Annotated in this window: 16 protein-coding genes and 1 pseudogene; 6 read left to right on the top strand and 11 right to left on the bottom strand. The window is 70.3% G+C overall.

Annotated features, from left to right (window positions below):
* Positions 1-42 precede the first annotated feature (42 nt).
* Complete coding sequence (locus JYK17_RS04710; protein WP_222809820.1) at positions 43-807, bottom strand: alpha/beta fold hydrolase; 765 nt, start codon at positions 805-807, stop codon at positions 43-45.
* 209 nt (positions 808-1,016) lie between these two features.
* Positions 1,017-1,613 (bottom strand): TetR/AcrR family transcriptional regulator, encoded by a 597-nt coding sequence (locus JYK17_RS04705; protein WP_234547361.1) that lies wholly within the window; start codon positions 1,611-1,613, stop codon positions 1,017-1,019.
* A gap of 118 nt (positions 1,614-1,731) precedes the next feature.
* Here JYK17_RS04705 and JYK17_RS04700 point away from each other — a divergent pair, with 118 nt between their 5' ends.
* Positions 1,732-2,649: an oxidoreductase gene (locus JYK17_RS04700; RefSeq protein WP_222809819.1), complete on the top strand. Its 918-nt coding sequence runs from the start codon at positions 1,732-1,734 to the stop codon at positions 2,647-2,649.
* Positions 2,650-2,692: 43 nt separating this feature from the next.
* Here JYK17_RS04700 and JYK17_RS04695 read toward each other — a convergent pair whose 3' ends face one another.
* The 8 genes and pseudogenes from JYK17_RS04695 to gnd all read right to left on the bottom strand — a co-directional run bounded on the left by JYK17_RS04695 (position 2,693) and on the right by gnd (position 9,732).
* Positions 2,693-3,106, bottom strand: coding sequence for a nitroreductase/quinone reductase family protein (locus tag JYK17_RS04695; protein ID WP_108012681.1), 414 nt, complete (start codon positions 3,104-3,106; stop codon positions 2,693-2,695).
* Between the two features lie 36 nt (positions 3,107-3,142).
* The gene (locus JYK17_RS04690) at positions 3,143-3,583 is read right to left on the bottom strand and encodes a VOC family protein (RefSeq protein ID WP_222809818.1); all 441 of its coding nucleotides are present in this window, start codon (positions 3,581-3,583) and stop codon (positions 3,143-3,145) included.
* Between the two features lie 49 nt (positions 3,584-3,632).
* On the bottom strand, positions 3,633-4,034 hold the full coding sequence (locus JYK17_RS04685) for an SseB family protein (RefSeq protein ID WP_108012679.1): 402 nt from the start codon (positions 4,032-4,034) through the stop codon (positions 3,633-3,635).
* A gap of 181 nt (positions 4,035-4,215) precedes the next feature.
* Complete coding sequence (locus tag JYK17_RS04680; RefSeq protein WP_222809817.1) at positions 4,216-5,457, bottom strand: acyl-CoA dehydrogenase family protein; 1,242 nt, start codon at positions 5,455-5,457, stop codon at positions 4,216-4,218.
* Between the two features lie 199 nt (positions 5,458-5,656).
* Positions 5,657-6,067 (bottom strand): annotated as a pseudogene (locus JYK17_RS40410) (Type 1 glutamine amidotransferase-like domain-containing protein); the annotation flags it as partial.
* A gap of 20 nt (positions 6,068-6,087) precedes the next feature.
* Positions 6,088-6,633, bottom strand: coding sequence for a cysteine hydrolase family protein (locus JYK17_RS04670; RefSeq protein ID WP_108012676.1), 546 nt, complete (start codon positions 6,631-6,633; stop codon positions 6,088-6,090).
* Positions 6,630-8,135, bottom strand: a complete 1,506-nt coding sequence (locus JYK17_RS04665) for a purine-cytosine permease family protein (RefSeq protein WP_128803975.1) — start codon at positions 8,133-8,135, stop codon at positions 6,630-6,632. The genes JYK17_RS04670 and JYK17_RS04665 overlap by 4 nt, the downstream gene beginning before the upstream one ends.
* Positions 8,136-8,292: 157 nt before the next feature.
* Positions 8,293-9,732: an NADP-dependent phosphogluconate dehydrogenase gene (gene gnd / locus JYK17_RS04660; protein WP_108012674.1), complete on the bottom strand. Its 1,440-nt coding sequence runs from the start codon at positions 9,730-9,732 to the stop codon at positions 8,293-8,295.
* Positions 9,733-9,962: 230 nt separating this feature from the next.
* On the opposite strand from gnd, the gene JYK17_RS04655 reads away from it, so the two are divergent.
* Positions 9,963-11,411 carry a glyceraldehyde-3-phosphate dehydrogenase gene (locus tag JYK17_RS04655; protein ID WP_108012673.1) on the top strand — a complete coding sequence of 483 codons (1,449 nt, stop codon included), beginning with the start codon at positions 9,963-9,965 and terminating at the stop codon, positions 11,409-11,411.
* 73 nt (positions 11,412-11,484) lie between these two features.
* On the opposite strand, the gene JYK17_RS04650 is transcribed toward JYK17_RS04655, so the two are convergent.
* Positions 11,485-12,204 carry a hypothetical protein gene (locus tag JYK17_RS04650; protein ID WP_108012672.1) on the bottom strand — a complete coding sequence of 240 codons (720 nt, stop codon included), beginning with the start codon at positions 12,202-12,204 and terminating at the stop codon, positions 11,485-11,487.
* A 241-nt stretch (positions 12,205-12,445) separates the two neighbouring features.
* Here JYK17_RS04650 and JYK17_RS04645 point away from each other — a divergent pair, with 241 nt between their 5' ends.
* From JYK17_RS04645 to JYK17_RS04630, 4 genes are all read left to right on the top strand, one after another.
* Positions 12,446-13,897, top strand: a complete 1,452-nt coding sequence (locus JYK17_RS04645; protein ID WP_108012671.1) for a purine-cytosine permease family protein — start codon at positions 12,446-12,448, stop codon at positions 13,895-13,897.
* A 119-nt stretch (positions 13,898-14,016) separates the two neighbouring features.
* Positions 14,017-14,742 carry a LuxR C-terminal-related transcriptional regulator gene (locus JYK17_RS04640; protein WP_128803974.1) on the top strand — a complete coding sequence of 242 codons (726 nt, stop codon included), beginning with the start codon at positions 14,017-14,019 and terminating at the stop codon, positions 14,740-14,742.
* 410 nt (positions 14,743-15,152) lie between these two features.
* The gene (locus JYK17_RS04635; protein ID WP_234547365.1) at positions 15,153-17,078 is read left to right on the top strand and encodes a glycoside hydrolase family 5 protein; all 1,926 of its coding nucleotides are present in this window, start codon (positions 15,153-15,155) and stop codon (positions 17,076-17,078) included.
* 141 nt (positions 17,079-17,219) lie between these two features.
* The gene (locus JYK17_RS04630; RefSeq protein ID WP_108012668.1) at positions 17,220-17,981 is read left to right on the top strand and encodes a polysaccharide deacetylase family protein; all 762 of its coding nucleotides are present in this window, start codon (positions 17,220-17,222) and stop codon (positions 17,979-17,981) included.
* Position 17,982 lies beyond the last annotated feature (1 nt).

The following is a 17,982-nucleotide window of genomic DNA, read 5'->3' as shown; positions in this document are numbered from 1 at the left end:
AGCGGCCGTCACGTCACACCCGTGGCGCAGCGGCCGTGCACGTCACGACGGTGCCGACACCGTCCTGCCGAGGTGGCGGACGAAGAACCGGACCGCGCTGTCCGCCTCGAACCGGGGCAGCTCCTTGTGCCTGCCCGCGTTGACGTGCAACGACTTCTCCCGTGAGGCGAAGGCGTCGAACAGTGCGAGACCCGCCTCGCGCGGGATGTGCTCGTCGTCCCACTGCATGTCGAACTCGACCGGCACGGTGATCCGCCGCGCCGCCTCGGCCAGGACGTCGGGCCAGTGGAGACCGAAGACCGCGGCGCTGATCCTGGCGTCGGACGCGGTCAGCGGAACCCCGATCGCGGTGCCCATGTTCAGGCCGTAGTAGCCGACCGGTCCGTCGGCGCCGATCTCCGGAAGTTCCTGGAGGGCGTCGAGGACCGCCTGCCACTCGGGCACGGCCCGCTCGGCCAGGTGGGCGTTGTAGCGGACGACGACCGGGCCTTCCGGCTCGCCCGCCTCACGCGCCCGCAGCAGTGCGGCGATCTCCTGCTCGTCGTGGGCCGTGCGGGGCCGGTCGCCGTGGCCGGGGGCGTCGATGACGGCGACATGGAAGCCGCCGCCGGTCACCAGGCGGGCTGCGCGGCCGGTCATCGCCGGCCACCTCTTGTGGGTGCCGCCGCCGTGACCCATCAGGATCAGCGGTGCACGCTCGGGAAGGGACTCGGGAGACCAGAGCACGCCGGGGATGTCGCCCAGGGTGAAGTCGCGCTCACGGACACCGTTCGCCGATGTCTCCGCGGTGAACTGCAAAGTATGCACAGGTGGTTGCCTTTCGGGAGGCCTGAAATCGAGGCGCTCCCGGCGACCCCTATGTCAGTCGCCGACCATGATCCCCACAGGGAGCACCCACACGGTCACAGCGTTCATGGGTCTCACCTCCTCGGTCGGTGTCACGGCCTCGCGCACGATACCGGCCGGCCTCCGTCCGTCCAACCCATTTTTACGGCGCCCCGCTTCCGGCGCACCGGTCACAGCCGTATGCCCCGCAGGATGAACGCGATCACGACGTCCAGGCCGTGCTCGTCCATCTCGGGCGGCAGCATGCCGCTCACCGCGAGGTCGGCGTAGCCGTGCAGGGTCGCGAACACCGGGAGGGCGGTGTGCTCCAGCGACCCCTCCCGCACCTCTCCCCTGGCCTGCCCCTCGGCGACGAGCCGCAGGACCAGGTCCGACCAGCGCTGGGTCGCTTCGAGCAGGGCGTCGGAGGCCTCCGGGTCGTGCTTGACCGAGTACATCAGGTCGAGCAGCGCCGCATTGTCGCGGGCGAAGCCCACATAGGCGCGGACCACCGCCTCGACCTGCTCGGGGAGCTTCTCCGGCACACCGTCCAGCGAAGCTCCGAGGACGGCCGACATGCGGTCGAATCCGCTCAGCGCCAGCGCGTCCAGCAGCGCCTGCTTGTCCTTGAAGTGGCGGCTCGGTGCGGCATGACTGACGCCGAGATCGCGGGCGAGTTCACGCAGCGACAGTGCGCCCGGCCCTTTCTCCCGGAGTGTCTCCTCGGCGCGGGTCAGCAGGGCGGCGCGCAGGTCGCCGTGGTGGTAGCTGCGGGTTCGGGTGGGCATGGGCCTCAGTGTATCGGTCATGTTTGTGACGCCTACATTGTTGGCACCGTCACCATTGTTGGCACCGTCACTATTGTTGTCATTGACAGCATTGTTGGCGACGCCTACATTGGCTGGCATGACAACGCGAACCAGCAAGTGGACCATCTCCGACATCCCCGACCAGACCGGCCGCACGGCCGTCGTGACCGGCGCCAACAGCGGACTCGGCATCGCCACCGTCGAGGCGCTGGCCAGCGCGGGCGCCCATGTCGTTCTCGCCGTACGGGACCCCGCGCGCGGCGAGGCCGCCGCGGCGGGCGTGAACGGCAGCGTGGAGGTACGCCGGCTCGACCTCGCCGATCTCGCCTCCGTACGCGAGTTCGCCGCCGCCTGGAGCGGCGACCTGGATCTGCTCGTCAACAACGCCGGCGTCATGAACATCCCGGAGTCCACCACCAAGGACGGCTTCGAGATGCAGATCGGCACCAACCACCTCGGGCACTTCGCCCTGACGAACCTGCTGCTGCCGCACATCACCGACCGGGTGGTGACCGTCGCGTCCGGCGCGCACCGGATGCCGGGCAGCCCCCGCATCCACTTCGACAACCTCAACCTCACCGGCGAGTACGCGCCGATGAAGGCCTACAGCCAGTCCAAGCTCGCCAATCTGCTCTTCACCCTCGAACTGCAGCGCAGGCTCACCGAGTCGGGCTCCGCCGTCCGCGCCACGGCCGCGCACCCGGGCTGGGCGGCCACCAACCTCCAGAGCCACGACGGCAGCGTGCTGCGGCGCGCCTTCATGCGGGTCGGCAACCGCTTCGTGGCGCAGGACAACAAGTCCGGGGCCCTGCCGACTCTGTACGCCGCCGTCCAGGATCTGCCCGGCGCGAGCTACGTCGGCCCGGACAGCCTCGGCGAGATGCGCGGCGCCCCGACCCTGGTGGGCCGCTCCTCCGCGGCCAGCGACCCGGTGGCCGCCCGCCGCCTGTGGACCGTTTCCGAGGAACTGACCGGCGTCACCTTCCCGCGGCCGGCCCCGCTGACGGCGGCGTGACCTTCCGACTCAACTCACCGGCGAACACGCGGCAGTTGATCGGTCAGCCTCGGCTTCGCAGCCGGAAGACCGGATGGTCGGCGGGGTCGGGAAGTGCCGTCAGGACCGAGGAGACCGTGGGCATGCCGCCGTACTTCTCGCGGTACGCCGCCATGATGGGCGGACGCTCGGCCTCGGGGATCTCCTCCGCGATGAGTTCCTCCGTACGGCCCCGCACGGTCAGCCGGCACTCGGGCGTGGCGCGCAGGTTCAGCGCCCAGTCGCTCAGGCCGCGGTAGGAGACGAGATAGCGCTCGCCCTCGTATTCCAGGACGGCCACGGGCACCGTCCGCCGGCGCCCGCTGGTGCGCCCGCGCACCGAGAGCCGGGACACCACGGACCGTCCGAACAGCGGCGCCAGACGGTTCCCGACATGCTGCTGCATCCAGGGCGGCTTGAGGTAGGTACGGTCTGCCATCGACGTCCACTCCCTAACACGTTGGCCGTTGGGCTCTCAGGCCTCGCCGAAGTCCGGGATGGTGACCGTCCCGTCGTCGGCGAGTGGGAAGCCGGGGTTGTACGCGACCTCCCAGGCGTAGCCGTCCGGGTCGGTGAAGGCGCTGGAGTAGAAGCCGACGGCGTTGACGGCGGCGGGCTTGGTGATGGTTCCGCCCGCCCGCTCCGCGGCCGCGAGCAGTGCGTCGACCTCGGCCTCGGAGCGGACGTTGTGCGCGAGGGCGATTCCGCCGAAGCCGCTCACCGGTCCAGGTCCGGGGTCCAGGCCGACGTCGCGGGCGAGCTTCTCGCGGCTCCACAGGACCAGTCCCAGACCGCCCGCCTGGAAGAAAACGGTCTCTTCGATCTCCTGCCCGCGCCAGCCCAGCGTCTCGTAGAAGGTTCTGGCGCGCGCGAGATCGGAAACACCCAGCGTGATCAACGTGATGCGCTGTTCCATGCGCTCACGGTACTGCGCCGTTCCGCGGCCGGGCTCCTGGCCTGCCGTGTCAAGGCCGGGCCAGGAGGGTGCGTACGCCCTCGGAGGTGAGGGTCAGCGGGTGCTCGGACCCCGCGTCTATGGCCAGCGAGAGGTCCTCGGCCGGCCACTGCGAGGCGAGGGCGCCCAGCGGCACCAGGCGGTAGCGGGAGACGAAGGGCAGCAGGCCCGCCATCTCCACCTCCGAGGTGAACACGGGCACGACCGGGTCGCCGCCCGGCTGCTCCAGGACCGGCAGCGCCACCGCGCCCGGGTCCACCGCGTCCTCCTGGTTCGCGTCGTCCGGCACGGGCACGAGCACCTCGCTGCCGGCGAGCGTGTCCAGTGCCCCGGCGTCCTCGTTGTTCACGGCCAGCGCGTCCAGCGCCTGCCGGGCCGGTGTGGTCTTGTCGTCGTTGGCAGGTGTGTCCATGGCAGATCCCCTGGTAGCGGCGGTGGTACGGCCCGCGCGGGGCAAGATCCACCCCGGCACGGTCCTGCTCGCGTACCCGATCCGGACGAGCCCATTCCCATCTCCCCCGGAGATTCACCGCCGCTTCATCCCGGCGGTGAATCGCCACCGGAGTCACATCATTTCCGTCGCCGGAGCCGTGTCAGGGGATGAGCGGGATGTCGTGCGACGGCAGGCCCAGGCGGTCGCAGCCGACCCGGCGGGTCAGCGGCTCGGCCATGCTCGCGCCCACATGCGTCCAGTACGTCGCCGCGTCCCGGAAGTAGCGCTGCATCCGTTCGCCGTCGCGGGCGTGCCGGGAGCCGGCCGTGCGGAAGAGGATGCCCTGCAGCACGTCCCAGGCCGCCCGTCCGGCGTTCAGGAACATCAGCGCGAGCCGGTTGTCCTCGACGACGGTGAAGGGGGCCTCGCCGGTGACATTGCGGCGGCAGGTGTCCATCCAGTCCTGCGCCGTCTGCCGCAGGGCCGCCTCGGCCATGTCGATCGTGCCGAGGGCCTGGCCGAGGTGGCGCTGGTAGTCGTGCAGGTCGGCGCGGGTGCGGTCGGGTTCCAGGGTGAGGGGGCGGGCGGCGATGATCCGGGCGTACTCGTCGGCGGCGGCGTACGCGATGCCGATCATGACGGCGGCCAGTTCGCCGTGGAAGAAGCTCGGTGCCCGGCCCGCGTACATCGGATTGCCGTGCAGCTGCGAGCCGGTGCTGCCGCCCTCGACGGGCAGGTCCAGCAGGAACGCCTCGCGGGTGAAGTGCTCCGGGATACGGGCCTGTTCCATGTGGACGCTGTTGGAGCCGCTGCCGCGCAGGCCCAGGACGCCGTGCCAGTCGTCGAGCACCGTCCACACCGAGCGCGGGGCGACGAACAGGACCGGTGGTCCGGGCGGACCGCCGGGGGTGGCCGGGGCGCGCAGGGTCTGACCGACGTAGTGGGTGGAGTAGGGGGCGCCCGAGGAGTACGGCCAGGTGCCGTCCAGGACGACCCGGCCGTCTCCGTCGCGCTCCGCGACTCCGACGGGTACGACGGTGGACGCCGCCCTGAAGTCGCCGTCCGCGCCGAAGATCTCGTCCTGGGCGTTCTCGTCGAAGAGGGTGGCCACTTGGAGCACATGGGCCGCGGTGAGCGAGAGGGCCCAGCCGGTGGAGGGGCAGCCTCGGGCGATCTCGGTGACCACGCGGTAGAAGACCGGGAGGCCGAACTCGTATCCGCCGTAGCGGCGCGGCTGCAGGATCCGGTAGAAGCCGGCCCGCAGGAAGTCCTCGTGAGTGTCCTTGGGGTAGTGCGTCAACTGCTCTGTCTGCGGCTGGCGTTCGAGCAGTACGGGCCTTAGCGCGACGGCGCGCTCGATGATCTCGCTTTCAGTGAGGTCGGGTTCGGGAGCGGCGAGCACGGTGCCTCCTGACGGGTGGGGCCGTCCGTTGCATGACGCGATACAAGTGATTGAACACATCAAACAGCCCGCGGTACCGACCGGATACCGCCAAGGTCTCAGCGCAGCGGACGGCTCGGCAGCGCGCGCTCGTCGGCACCCCCGTGCCCGTCCGCGTCCACCCGGTACGCGTGGGCGCCCCGCTCCCGCGTCACGACCTGTGCGAGGCCTCGGCCCAGCAGTTCGCGCCCGCGCTGATGCCGCACAGCAGGACGCCGCGGTCGTGGGCCTCGCGCAGCAGCCGGTCGACGCCGTGCACGCGCCAGACGGCCAGCATGTTCGCCGTGTTGCCGCCGCCCACGTACACGACGTCCTGCCCGAGCAGCTGGGCACGGAGTTGCTCGTCGTCCAACTCCCGCCTGAACAGCGGGAGTACGGACGGCTCGCAGTCATGGCGTGACCGGAACGTGTCGTCGAAGCGGTCGATGTACGCGGCCGCGTCACCGCTGGCGGTGGGCAGGAAGCAGATGCGCGGCGGCGCGGACCCGGTCCGGGTCCGTGCGAGGCTCAGGACCCAGTCGTCCAGCAGGCCGTCGTCGTCGGTGCTGAAGCCGCCGCCGAGCAGGGCCAGTTGACGCTGCGCGGATGTGCTCACCTCGCCTCCGCCAGCAGTTCGGCCACGCTCGTCACACGGATCAGCGGCCGATACAGGTCCATCACGTGCAGCGCCTTCGCGTGGGAGTCGTCGTCCGCGCCCGCGCAGGCGTCCGCGGCCACCAGGACCTCCACTCCGGCGTCGGCGGCCGCGAGGGCGGTGGACAGGACGCAGCAGTCGGTGCTGACGCCGGTGAGGATCAGGCGGTTGCCGGGACCGAGGTGCGGAGCGAGGCAGGGCCACTTACCGAAGGTCGTGGCGTCTACGGTGAGGGGAGCCTCCTCAACGAACTCGTCCGCCAGCTCCCAGAGTTGGGCGTCCGGCGGCTGAAGGGCGAAGGGCCACTGCTCGTAGTAGTCCTGCCAGGCGCCGACGGGTTGGGCGGGCGCCAGGAAGCGGGTGAAGGCGACGCGGTCGGCGTAGGCCGGCAGCAAGCGTCGTACTCCTGCCGCGGCCTCGGCGAAACGTGGGGCGGCCCAGGGGCTTTCGGGCTCGGCGAAGACACGCTGCATGTCGATGACGGCCAGCAGTCCGCCGGTCATACGGCCGCTCCCGCGTCCCGGGGGCTGGGTGCCTGCGCCTCCTGGGCACGGACGCGGGTGCGCGAGAGGGCCAGGGTGCCGAGGAAGCCGAGCACGAGGGCGGCGAGGACACCGAGGTTGGCGTAGGCCCAGGAGCCGGACTTGCCGCCGAGGCCGAAGGGGTCGAGGAGGTAGCCCTGCCAGTCGAGCCAGCCGGCGGCCGAGTTGGTGACCAGGCCCCAGCCGAGGGCGGTGGCGGCGACGGTGACGAGCAGCGGGACGGGCGGTACGTCGCCGTAGCGGCCGGTGGGGCGGTAGAGGTCGCCCTCGTCGTAGTCGCGGCGGCGCAGTGCCAGGTCGGCGAGCATGATGCCGCACCAGGCGGCGATGGGGACGCCGAGCGTGGTCAGGAAGCCCATGAACTGGCCGAGGAAGTCGTCGGCGAAGAAGACGATGTAGATGGAGCCCGCGATCATCAGGACGCCGTCGACGAACGCCGCGACGTAGCGCGGGATCTTGATGCCCGCCGACAGCAGGGCGAGCCCGGAGGAGTAGATGTCGAGGACCGCGCCGCCGACCAGCCCGAGGACGGCGACCACGGCGAACGGGACCAGGAACCAGGTCGGAAGGATGGTGGTGAGGGCGCCGATGGGGTCGGCGGCGATGCCCGCGCTGAGCTTGGCCGAGGAGCCGGCCAGCAGCAGGCCGAAGACGAGCAGGAGCAGCGGGGCCAGGGACGCGCCGAAGGTGGTCCAGCCGATCACCCCGCGGCCCGCCGAACTGCGCGGCAGATAGCGGGAGTAGTCGGCGGCGGCGTTGACCCAGCCGAGGCCGAAGCCGGTCATCATGAACACCAGCGCGCCGATGAAGTCCTGGGTTGAGCCTGCCGGGACGGCGCTGACCGTGCTCCAGTGGATGTGGTCGGCGACCAGCGCGATGTAGACGACGGTGAGCACACCGGTGACAACCGTGATCACGGTCTGCAGCCGCATGATCAGGTCGAAGCCCATCACGCCGCCGACGACGGTCAGCGCGCCGACCAGGACGAGAGCCACCACCTTGGTGCCGGTGCCGCCGCCCCAGCCGAGCCGGTCGAAGACGGTGGCGGTGGCCATGGTGGCGAGCGCGCACAGCACGGTCTCCCAGCCGACGGTGAGCACCCAGGAGATCACCGAGGGAAGGCGGTTGCCGCGCACGCCGTATGCCGCACGGCTGAGGACCATCGTCGGCGCCGAGCCGCGCTTGCCGGCCACGGCTACGAAGCCGCACAGCAGGAACGAGACGACGATGCCGATGACGCCGGCGGCCAGGGACTGCCAGAAGGAGGTCCCGAAACCGAGCGCGAAGGCGCCGTAACTGAGCCCGAGGACCGAGACGTTGGCGCCGAACCAGGGCCAGAACAGGGTGCGCGGAGTGCCCTTGCGCTCGGCGTCGGCGATGACGTCGAGACCGTGCGTCTCCACCTGGAGCTGCCGTCCCGTGGCTCCGGCTCTCTGGTCGGGGGTGTCCGTGGACTCTGCCATCGTCGTCCTGCCTGCCCAGTCGTGTTCCGCCTGCGTTGCACCGAGGGGGTGAAGCCTGGTGTGCGCTGGTCGGAGCGTCAAGAGTTGCACGGGCCGCAGGGGTCACGAGGGCGCGCCGGGCGGCAGCACCGCACACATCCGTCCGGGCGGCGAGCCCTCAGCCCGCTGTCTCCACGCGCTCCGGGGCGCCCCAGTGGGTGTGGAACACGCCCTCGCGGTCGGTGCGGCGGTAGGTGTGGGCGCCGAAGTAGTCGCGCTGGCCCTGGAGGAGGGCGGCGGGGAGGCGGTCGGCGCGCAGGGTGTCGTAGTGGGCCAGGGCGGCGGAGAAGGCGGGGACGGGGATGCCGCGGCGGGCCGCGGAGGCGACGGTCTCGCGCCAGGGCACCTGCGCGTCGGTGATCTCCATGGCGAACTCCATCTCGCCCAGCAGGCTCACCAGGTCGTGGTCGGCGGCGTAGGCGGCGCGGATGCGGTCGAGGAAGGAGGCGCGGATGATGCAGCCGCCGCGCCAGATCCGCGCGACCGTGCCGAGGTCGATCTTCCAGCCGTACTCGGCGGCCGCGTCCTGGATCATCTTCCAGCCCTGGTCGTAGGCGATGACCTTGGAGGCGTAGAGGGCGTGCTCGACCTGTGAGGTGAAGCGTTCGGCCTCGGTGCGGCTGAGCTGGGGGCGGGTGCCGCCGGGCAGGCCCGCGTAGGCGGCGCGCAGGTCGCGCTGGCCGGAGGCGGCCCGGGCGAACGTGGCCTGGGCGATGGCGGTGACCGGGGAGGCCAGGTCCAGCGCGGTCTGCACGGTCCAGCGGCCGGTGCCCTTCTGGCCGGCGGCGTCCTGGACGACGTCGACGAAGGGGGCGCCGGTGTCCGGGTCGGTGTGGGCGAGCACTTCGGCGGTGATCTCGACGAGGTAGGAGGAGAGCCGGCCCTGGTTCCAGCGGCGGAAGACGTCGGCGATCTCGTGCGGGGTGTAGCCGGCGACCTGGCGCAGCAGGTCGTACGCCTCCGCGATGAGCTGCATGTCGGCGTACTCGATGCCGTTGTGCACCATCTTCACGAAGTGCCCTGCGCCGTCGCTCCCGATGTGGGCGGCGCAGGGCTCGCCGTCGACCTTGGCGCTGATCCGCTCGAACATGGGCCCGAGGACGTCGTACGACTCCGCCGAGCCGCCGACCATGATCGACGGCCCTTCGAGGGCGCCCTCCTCGCCGCCGGAGACCCCGGTGCCGACGAAGTGCATGCCCCGCTCGCGCAGGGCGGCCTCGCGGCGGCGGGTGTCGGCGAAGTGGGCGTTGCCACCGTCGATGATCATGTCGCCGGGCTCCAACAGAGCGGCGAACTCGTCGATGACCGCGTCGGTCGCGGCCCCCGCCTGCACCATGACCATCAGCCGGCGGGGGCGCTCCAGCGCCGCCACGAACTCTTCGGCCGTCTCGGCGGGGACGAAGGCGCCCTCGTCGCCATAGACCTCCATGAGCGCGCGCGTGCGGCCGACCGTGCGGTTGTGGACGGCGACGGTGTACCCGTTGCGGGCGAAGTTGCGGGCCAGGTTGCGGCCCATCACGCCCAGGCCGGTCACGCCGATGGCTGCGGTTGCGTTCATGGTTCGTCCTCGATCCGTGCGAAGCCGGTGACGGGCGGGGCCCTCGGGGCCCCATGTGCGGAAGGTACGGACGGGGCGCCGGATCGTCTCGATCGCGGACGCAGACGGGTGCGGGCGGGGGCCGGCGGATGGACGTCAGTGTGACGAACCCCGCCCGAACGATCGATCAAACAGGGTTTAACATATGAGCGCCGCCTAGCTCGAACGATGGATCAGCGAAAGATGGACCAGTGACTGCTGTCAACGACGACTCGTTCACCAACTGGAAGACCCGCGAGGAGATCGCGGAGTCGATGATCCCGATCATCGGGAAGCTGCACCGCGAGCAGGACGTCACCGTCCTGCTGCACAGCCGCTCCCTGGTGAACAAGTCGGTGGTCAGCATCCTCAAGACCCACCGCTTCGCCCGGCAGATAGCCGGCGAGGAGCTCTCGGTGGTCGAGACCCTGCCGTTCCTGCAGGCGCTCACCGCGCTCGACCTCGGTCCCTCGCAGATCGACATCGGCATGCTCGCGGCGACGTACAAGGGCGACGACCGCGGCCTGTCCGTGGCGGAGTTCACCGCCGAGGCGGTCGCGGGCGCCACGGGCGCCAACAAGATCGAGCGCGGCGAGGGCCGGGACGTCGTCCTCTACGGCTTCGGCCGCATCGGCCGCCTGGTGGCCCGGCTGCTGGTCGAGAAGGCCGGCTCCGGCAACGGTCTGCGGCTGCGCGCGATCGTGGTGCGGGGCGGCGGCGAGCAGGACATCGTCAAGCGGGCCTCGCTGCTGCGACGCGACTCCATCCACGGCCAGTTCCAGGGGACCATCACCGTGGACGAGGCGAGCAGCACCATCTTCGCCAACGGCAACGCGATCAAGGTGATCTACGCCGACGTCCCGTCCGAGGTCGACTACACGGCGTACGGCATCAAGAACGCCATCCTGATCGACAACACCGGCAAGTGGCGTGACCGCGAAGGGCTTTCGCAGCATCTGCGTCCCGGCATCGACAAGGTCGTGCTGACCGCGCCGGGCAAGGGCGACGTCCCGAACATCGTGCACGGCGTCAACCACGACACCGTCAAGCCGGACGAGCAGATCCTGTCCTGCGCGTCCTGCACCACCAACGCGATCGTGCCGCCGCTGAAGGCGATGGACGACGAGTTCGGCGTCGAGCGCGGTCACGTGGAGACCGTGCACTCCTTCACCAACGACCAGAACCTGCTGGACAATTACCACAAGGCCGAGCGCCGCGGCCGTTCCGCGCCGCTCAACATGGTCATCACCGAGACCGGTGCCGCCTCCGCCGTCGCCAAGGCGCTGCCCGACCTCAAGGCCCGCATCACCGGCAGCTCGATCCGGGTCCCCGTGCCGGACGTCTCGATCGCGATCCTCAACCTGCAGCTCTCGCGCGAGACTTCACGCGAGGAGGTCCTCGACCATCTGCGCGACGTCTCGCTGACCTCCCCGCTGCGCCGCCAGATCGACTTCACCACGGCCCCCGACGCGGTCTCCAGCGACTTCATCGGCTCCCGCCACGCCTCGATCGTCGACGCCGGCGCCACCAAGGTGGAGGGCGACAACGCCATCCTGTACCTGTGGTACGACAACGAGTTCGGCTACTCCTGCCAGGTCATCCGGGTCGTGCAGTACGTCTCCGGGGTGGAGTACCCGACCTTCCCGAGCCCGGCGCTCTGACGCCGGCAGGGCAGTGCCGTGTCGAGGGCCGTTCCCGGTTCGGGGGCGGCCCTCGACGGCGTCGCGGACGCTCTTACGACGCCGTTCCGAAGATGCGGACCGAGTAGGCCAACCCCTCCTCGCCGTTGTCGTATTCGAGCAGATAGGACGCTGCTCGGCCCGACCGGTACAGCGGACTGCCCACGGGCTTCTTGGTGTGCGCGTACGCCGTGTCGAGGTCGGGCAGCGCCTTCCCGAGCCATCGAACGGCCGAAGTCGGCTGCGCGCGCGGATAGTTCAGCTGGATGCACGCCCGCAGGAAGTCGGTGCGGCCCGGCGCCGTTCGGTCGGCGGTGCAGGTGAGGGATTCCAGGTCGCCGGAGAGATCCCAGACGGCCGCAACGGTCAACTTGGCCCCGGGGGACGGTCGTCCGGTGCCCGCGGCGTACCAGACAGGGGGTACGTCGTCGTTCTTGTTGAAGTCGTTCTTCTTCCTGGCACCCAGGTCGATGTGCCATCGCTGCGTCAGCCGGCCGAGGTACGCGGTGCCGGTGTAGTTCTCGCCGAGGGCGGTGCTGCGGATGCTGCGGGGGAACTTGTCCGCCGTCGCGGGCCGGGTCGGCCAGTCGTCCAGATCGGGGGCGGACGAGGGCGTAGGGGCGGCCCTGTTCGTGGTGCGGGGAGACGTCTCGCCTTCGCCCGGTCCCGGGGAAGCCGGGGAGCCATAGCCCCGTGACGAACTGTGCCGGGGAGAACACCCCGCGAGGAGGGCGCCGACAGCCAGCGCGGTTGCGGCGACGTGTGCGAACTTCATTGAATACGGGCTCCGGGGAGAAGGCGGTGGCGGGGGCTGCATCCTTCTCGCGGCCGCGCCGGTGACCTGATTTTGCCCACTGGGACGGTGGCCGGCGAACCGCTCAAGACCCGCCTCTCCCCCGCCCCTCGCGGTCCGACCTCCGCATACCCTCCGGTCAAGGGTCGGCAATGACCGCTTGACCTGGCGGCCATGGGGCATGAATGTGGCCACAGGGGTGGATCAACACTCTGGAGGCGCCGTGAGCACATCGTCGGAACCGCGCGTTTCGGGCCTGGAAGTCCGTTCCATCGACTATGTGCCTCTGGACGAGCGCCACGGCAAGCTGTGGCACCTCGGACCCCTGTGGTTCATGTCGAACGCCCAGATCGCCACGCTGGCCGTCGGCCTGATCAGCATCACCGAGGGCGGCAATCTGATCTGGTCGCTGATCGCGATCGTGGCGGGCACCGTCCTCGGCACCTTCTTCATGGCGTTCCACTCGGCACAGGGCCCGCAGCTCGGGCTGCCGCAGATGATCCAGTCGCGTCCCCAGTTCGGCTACGTCGGCGCCCTTCTCGTGTGGCTGTTCGCCTATGTGCAGTACGCGGGCTTCAACGTCTTCAACACCATCCTCGCCGGAGAGGCGATGCACACCACGGTGCACGGAGGGGTCAAGCTCTGGGTGGTCGTGGTCACCCTGGTCGCCCTCGTCATCGCGCTGGTGGGCTACGACGTCATCCACAAGGCCGAGCAGTTCCTGACGTACTCCTTCCTGATCGTCTTCGGGATCTTCACCGTGGGCGCCCTGGTCACCCTGCACTACCCGGCCGGTTCCTTCGACCTCGGCGCCTTCAAGTGGACGCCGTTCCTCGCCCAGTTCGGCGTCGTCGCCGGCTACCAGATCAGCTGGGCGATCTACGTCTCCGACTACTCGCGCTATCTCCCGCCGGGCGTGACCGTACGCAAGACCTTCTACTGGACGTATTTCGGCTCGGCCCTCGGCGGCATCTGGCTGATGGTCCTCGGCTCCATGCTCGCCGCCTGGGCGGGCAAAGGCTTCGACACCATCGAGTCGATCAACGCGGCGGGCGACAAGGTGTTCAGCGGGTTCGGCGCGATCGTGCTGCTCTTCGCGGTCCTGGGTCTGGTCTCGGTCACCGCGCTCAACATGTACGGCGGATCACTCACGTTGATCAGCGCGATCGACTCGATCAAGCGGGTGCGGCCGACACTCGGCGTACGTCTGCTGACGATCGGGCTCACCGCCGCGCTGTCCCTGATCGGCGCGCTCGCCGCGACCTCCAACTTCCTGGAGAACTTCAACAACTTCCTGCTGCTGGTCCTCTATCTGTTCATCCCGTGGACCGCGGTCAACCTCATGGACTACTACGTCGTGCGCCGCGGGCACTACGCCATCGCCGAGATCTTCAACCCCCGGGGAATCTACGGGCGTTGGGGCTGGCACGGCATCATCGCCTATGTGGTGGGCTTCGTCGTCATGATCCCCTTCTTCTCCGTCGGGACGCTCTACACCGGACCCATCGCCGACGCGCTCGACGGCGCCGACATCTCCTTGTTCATCGGGCTGCCCGTGGCCGCGGGGCTCTACTGGCTGCTGACCCGTTCCATCGACGTCGCGGCCGAGCAGCGGCTGGCCGAGGCGGAGGCGGAGAGCCTGGAGCGGGCGGCGCACGAGCACCGCGAGCCCTGATCGGGGCGAGATGTGACTCAAACCATAAGGTGAACGATGTCGTTTCGATGGCCGAGCGGGGGTATCGTACCCACCAGGTGAACGAAACAGTTTCGTTTAGAGTGTGGGGAAGGACAGACATGGTCTCCGTACTCGTCGTCAACGACCAGTCTCTTCAGCGCCTCGGCCTGCGCATGCTCCTGAGCGCCGAGTCCGACCTGACCGTCGTCGGCGAAGCGGCCGGTGGGGCCGAGGCGGTCGCGATGAGCGCCGCGCTCCGCCCGGACGTCGTACTGATGGACATCCGCCTCGCCGACACGGACGACATCGAAGTGGTCCGCCGCATCGCCCGCCCGCCCCGCCTCCTCCCGGCCGCCGGGCCAGCCATCGCCGAGGGGACCAAAGGGGCCCAAGGGAGCCAAGGGAGCCCTCCCCGCGTGCTCGTCCTGGCCTCGGCCACCGACGAGAGCCACGCCAACGCCGCCCTGCGCGCCGGCGCCGACGGGTTCCTCCTCACGGACGCCTCCGCGGCGGAACTGACCGCCGCCATCAGGGTCGTTGCGGCGGGCGACGCCGTGATCACACCCACCCTGACCCGCGCGCTCATCGACACGGTCCGCGCCGAGCCGACTCCCCGCCCGCTGCGGCGGGACGTCGGACTGGACAACCTCACCCAACGCGAGCGCGACGTCCTCACCGCCGTCGCCTCCGGCTGGTCCAACAGCGAGATCGCCCTACGGCTCTCCATCGCCCCGACCACCGTCAAGTCCCACGTCAGCCACATCCTCGCCAAGATCGGCGCCCGCGCCCGCGTCCAGGCGGTCGCCTTCGCCTACGAGTCCGGCCTGATCCACCCGGCAGCGTGACGCCTCCGGCGGTTCGCGTGAGGGGGGCGCATCCGCCCGTTCGGACGCGGGGGTTCCCGCAGGCCCCTGCGCGCGGCCAGATGTGGTGGGGCGCACCGGTCGTCGAACGGGACGACGGCGGTGGGTAGTTCACGTCGTCGAGGAGGTGGCGCGCGGCGCATTCTCCGGCCGGCGCGGTGCCGCCGACGTCGTTGCCCATCAGCACCCGGATGCGGATGTCCGGATCGCGCCTGCGCGTACCGGCGCGGTGGCCGCGGCGCCGGTCGGTGACACCCGCCCCCTTCCTGCGGGCGACGTAGACGATCCCGCGCCCGAACCCGGTCTCGACCTGACGCCCGTTCATTCGTAGGGTGTCAGCCGCCACTCGTCGATCGGCCATCTCCTTCCCGCCGCGGACTCCGGAGGACCGGATGCAGACCGTGCAGACCGACAGACTTGTCAAGTTCCTGACAGTATTGGCCACCTCCTTCGCGCTGCTGACCGCGGCACCGTCCGCCGTCGCCACCGAACAGCACCCCGTCGGCTCCTCCGCGCAGACCGCTTCGACCGCCGCCGACACCTGGCAGGCGCCCCTGTCCACCCGCGGCCGCTACATCGTCGACGCCCAGGGCCGCCGCTTCCGGCTGAAGGCGGCCAACTGGGACGGCGCACAGGGCTCATGGACCGGAAGCGGCAGCGCCGCCGATCCCGCCAACCACCACGCCGGACAGGACTCGTACGGCATCCCCCTCGGCCTCGACCGCGCCCCGCTGCCCGAACTCCTCGCCGACTTCCGCGAACTCGGCATCAACAGCGTCCGGCTGCCGTTCTCCAACGAGATGATCCACACGACAACTCCCGTGCCTGACACGGCAGTCGCCGCCAACCCGCAGCTGCGGGGCAAGACACCCCTGGAGGTCTACGACGCGGTCGTGACCGCCCTCACCGACGACGGGTTCGCCGTCATCCTCAACAACCACACCAGCACCTCGCGTTGGTGCTGCGGCATTGACGGCAACGAACGCTGGAACAGCAGCCAGTCCACCGGGCAGTGGGCGGACGACTGGGTCTTCATGGCCCGCCGCTACAAGGCCGATCCACGGGTGGTGGGCGCCGATCTCTACAACGAGGTACGCCGCGACGTCCTGGACGACCCCAACTGGGGCCTCGGCGACGAGCACGACTGGTACGCCGCCGCCCAGTTGGCCGCGGACCGCATCCTCACCGAGGCAAACCCGGACCTGCTCATCGTCGTCGAAGGCATCAACTGGACCGGCCTGCCCGTCGACGGACTGCCGCACGACCGCCCCACGCTGACGCCCGTACGCACGCTGTCGCACACTCTCGTCGACGCGCACAAGCTGGTCTACTCCGCCCACTTCTACGGCTACACCGGCCCCCGGCACAGCGGCGCCACCGGAGTCGGCGAGACCCACGACCCGCGCTACCAGGACCTGACCCGCGACCAGCTGTACCAAGTCCTCGGCGACCAGGCCTTCTTCGTCACCACGGAGGGGCAGCACTACACCGCGCCCGTGTGGGTCAGCGAGTTCGGCGTCGGGGCGAACGAGACGGGAGCGGCGGCCCGCACCTGGTTCGGCAACATCACCGACTACTTCGCCGACCACGACACGGACTTCGCCTACTGGCCGCTGGTCGGCTGGGAGGGCCACGACGACTGGGCGCTGCTGCGCTACGACACGGCCGGGCACCGCTACGGCATCCTCGACCAGGACGACTGGCGGGCGAGCGCCTGGAACCACCTCATGACCGCCGCGAGCCGCACCGGGGACATCCCGCAGGTGCCCGTGTGGCGCATGCTCGCCACCGACCACGGCGACGCCGTGGAGTCGCTGCGGGTGCGCGCCGACGGCGACTGGGACTCCGGCGCCTACAAGGCCGTATGCCCCGACGGCCTGCGGCTGATCGGTCTCAGCCACACCGGCGGGCGCGGCCTGTGCACCGACACGACGGGCGGCGACCTGCGCGCCGCGGGCAACACCCAGACGGTCGTCACCGACGAACGCAATGTCCCCGCGGGCGGTGACTGGGCCGCCGGCTACACCAAACTCCAATGCCCCGCAGGGCAGTTCCTCATCGGCTACAGCCGCCGCGGTGAGCGGGTGTCGGCGGCTCTGTGCGCACCCGCCCGCGTCCCGCTGGGTGCCACCGGGCGGACCGTGTGGTTCGACCGCTCCGACAACCGGCCCTCCGACGGCGCGGGCGGTGACTTCGCGGAGGGGCACTACAAGGGCCAGTGCGCCGCCGACGAGTACGCCGCCGGCATCGCCTTCACCACCCGTCTGGGCAGCTCACCGGGCCCCGCGGCCCTGTTGTGCAGCCCGCTGCGGGCGTGACCGGCACCCCTCGTCGAGCGTGGAGCGTCTCGGAACTCCCGCGGAATTGTCCGTGATCAGTAACAGGCGGATCCCGTGCGGCCCGATCTTCGTCCTGACAGGTGCACAAGCACCACAGGGACGGCGAGGAGCGGGGCGGACATGGCGCGGCATGGCGGGCGGGGATGGTACGGCCGGGTAATCGCGGCGGCGGTCGGGGTGACGGCGGTGGCGGCGGCCACCTCGGTGTGGACCGCGCAGGCCGGTCCCGTCGACGAGCAGCAGGCGGCTGCCTCGCCGCACCACTCCGCTCCGCGCACCGTCCCGGTGTCCATCGCCCATGCCTCGGACGCGGGCGCGCACGGCGTGAACATCACCATCGACGACGGTCCTGACCCGGTCTGGACGCCGCAGGTGCTGCAGGTGCTCAAGGAGAACGGCGTGAAGGCCACCTTCTGCATGGTCGGCACGCAGGCGCAGGCCCATCCGGATCTGGTCAAGGCCGTGGTGGCGGCCGGGCACCGGCTGTGCGACCACACGGTGTCGCACGACACCACGATGGACAAGAAGGCCGAGGCGTACCAGTCCAAGGAGATCCTGGACGCCGCGGACATGATCACCAAGGCATCCGGTGGCGTACGGCCGCAGTACTACCGTGCACCGGGCGGTGCGTTCACGCCCTACAGCCGGCACCTCGCGGCCAAGCAGGGGATGCGCCCGCTGGGCTGGAACGTGGACAGCAAGGACTTCGAGCGCCCCGGCACCGAGGCCATCGTCGCCACCGTCAGGAGCGAGGTGCCCAACGGCCCGACGATCCTCTTCCACGACGCCGGCGGCGACCGTTCGCAGACCGTGGCCGCGCTGCGCGAATGCCTGCCGTGGCTGAAGCAGCAGGGCTACTCCTTCGGCTTCCCGGTGCGCTGAG

This window comes from Streptomyces plumbidurans, from assembly GCF_019857225.1.
GTDB classification, from domain to species: Bacteria; Actinomycetota; Actinomycetes; order Streptomycetales; family Streptomycetaceae; genus Streptomyces; species Streptomyces plumbidurans.
Note: the sequence above shows the minus strand (reverse complement) of the source record. Positions and strands in the feature narration are given on the sequence as shown.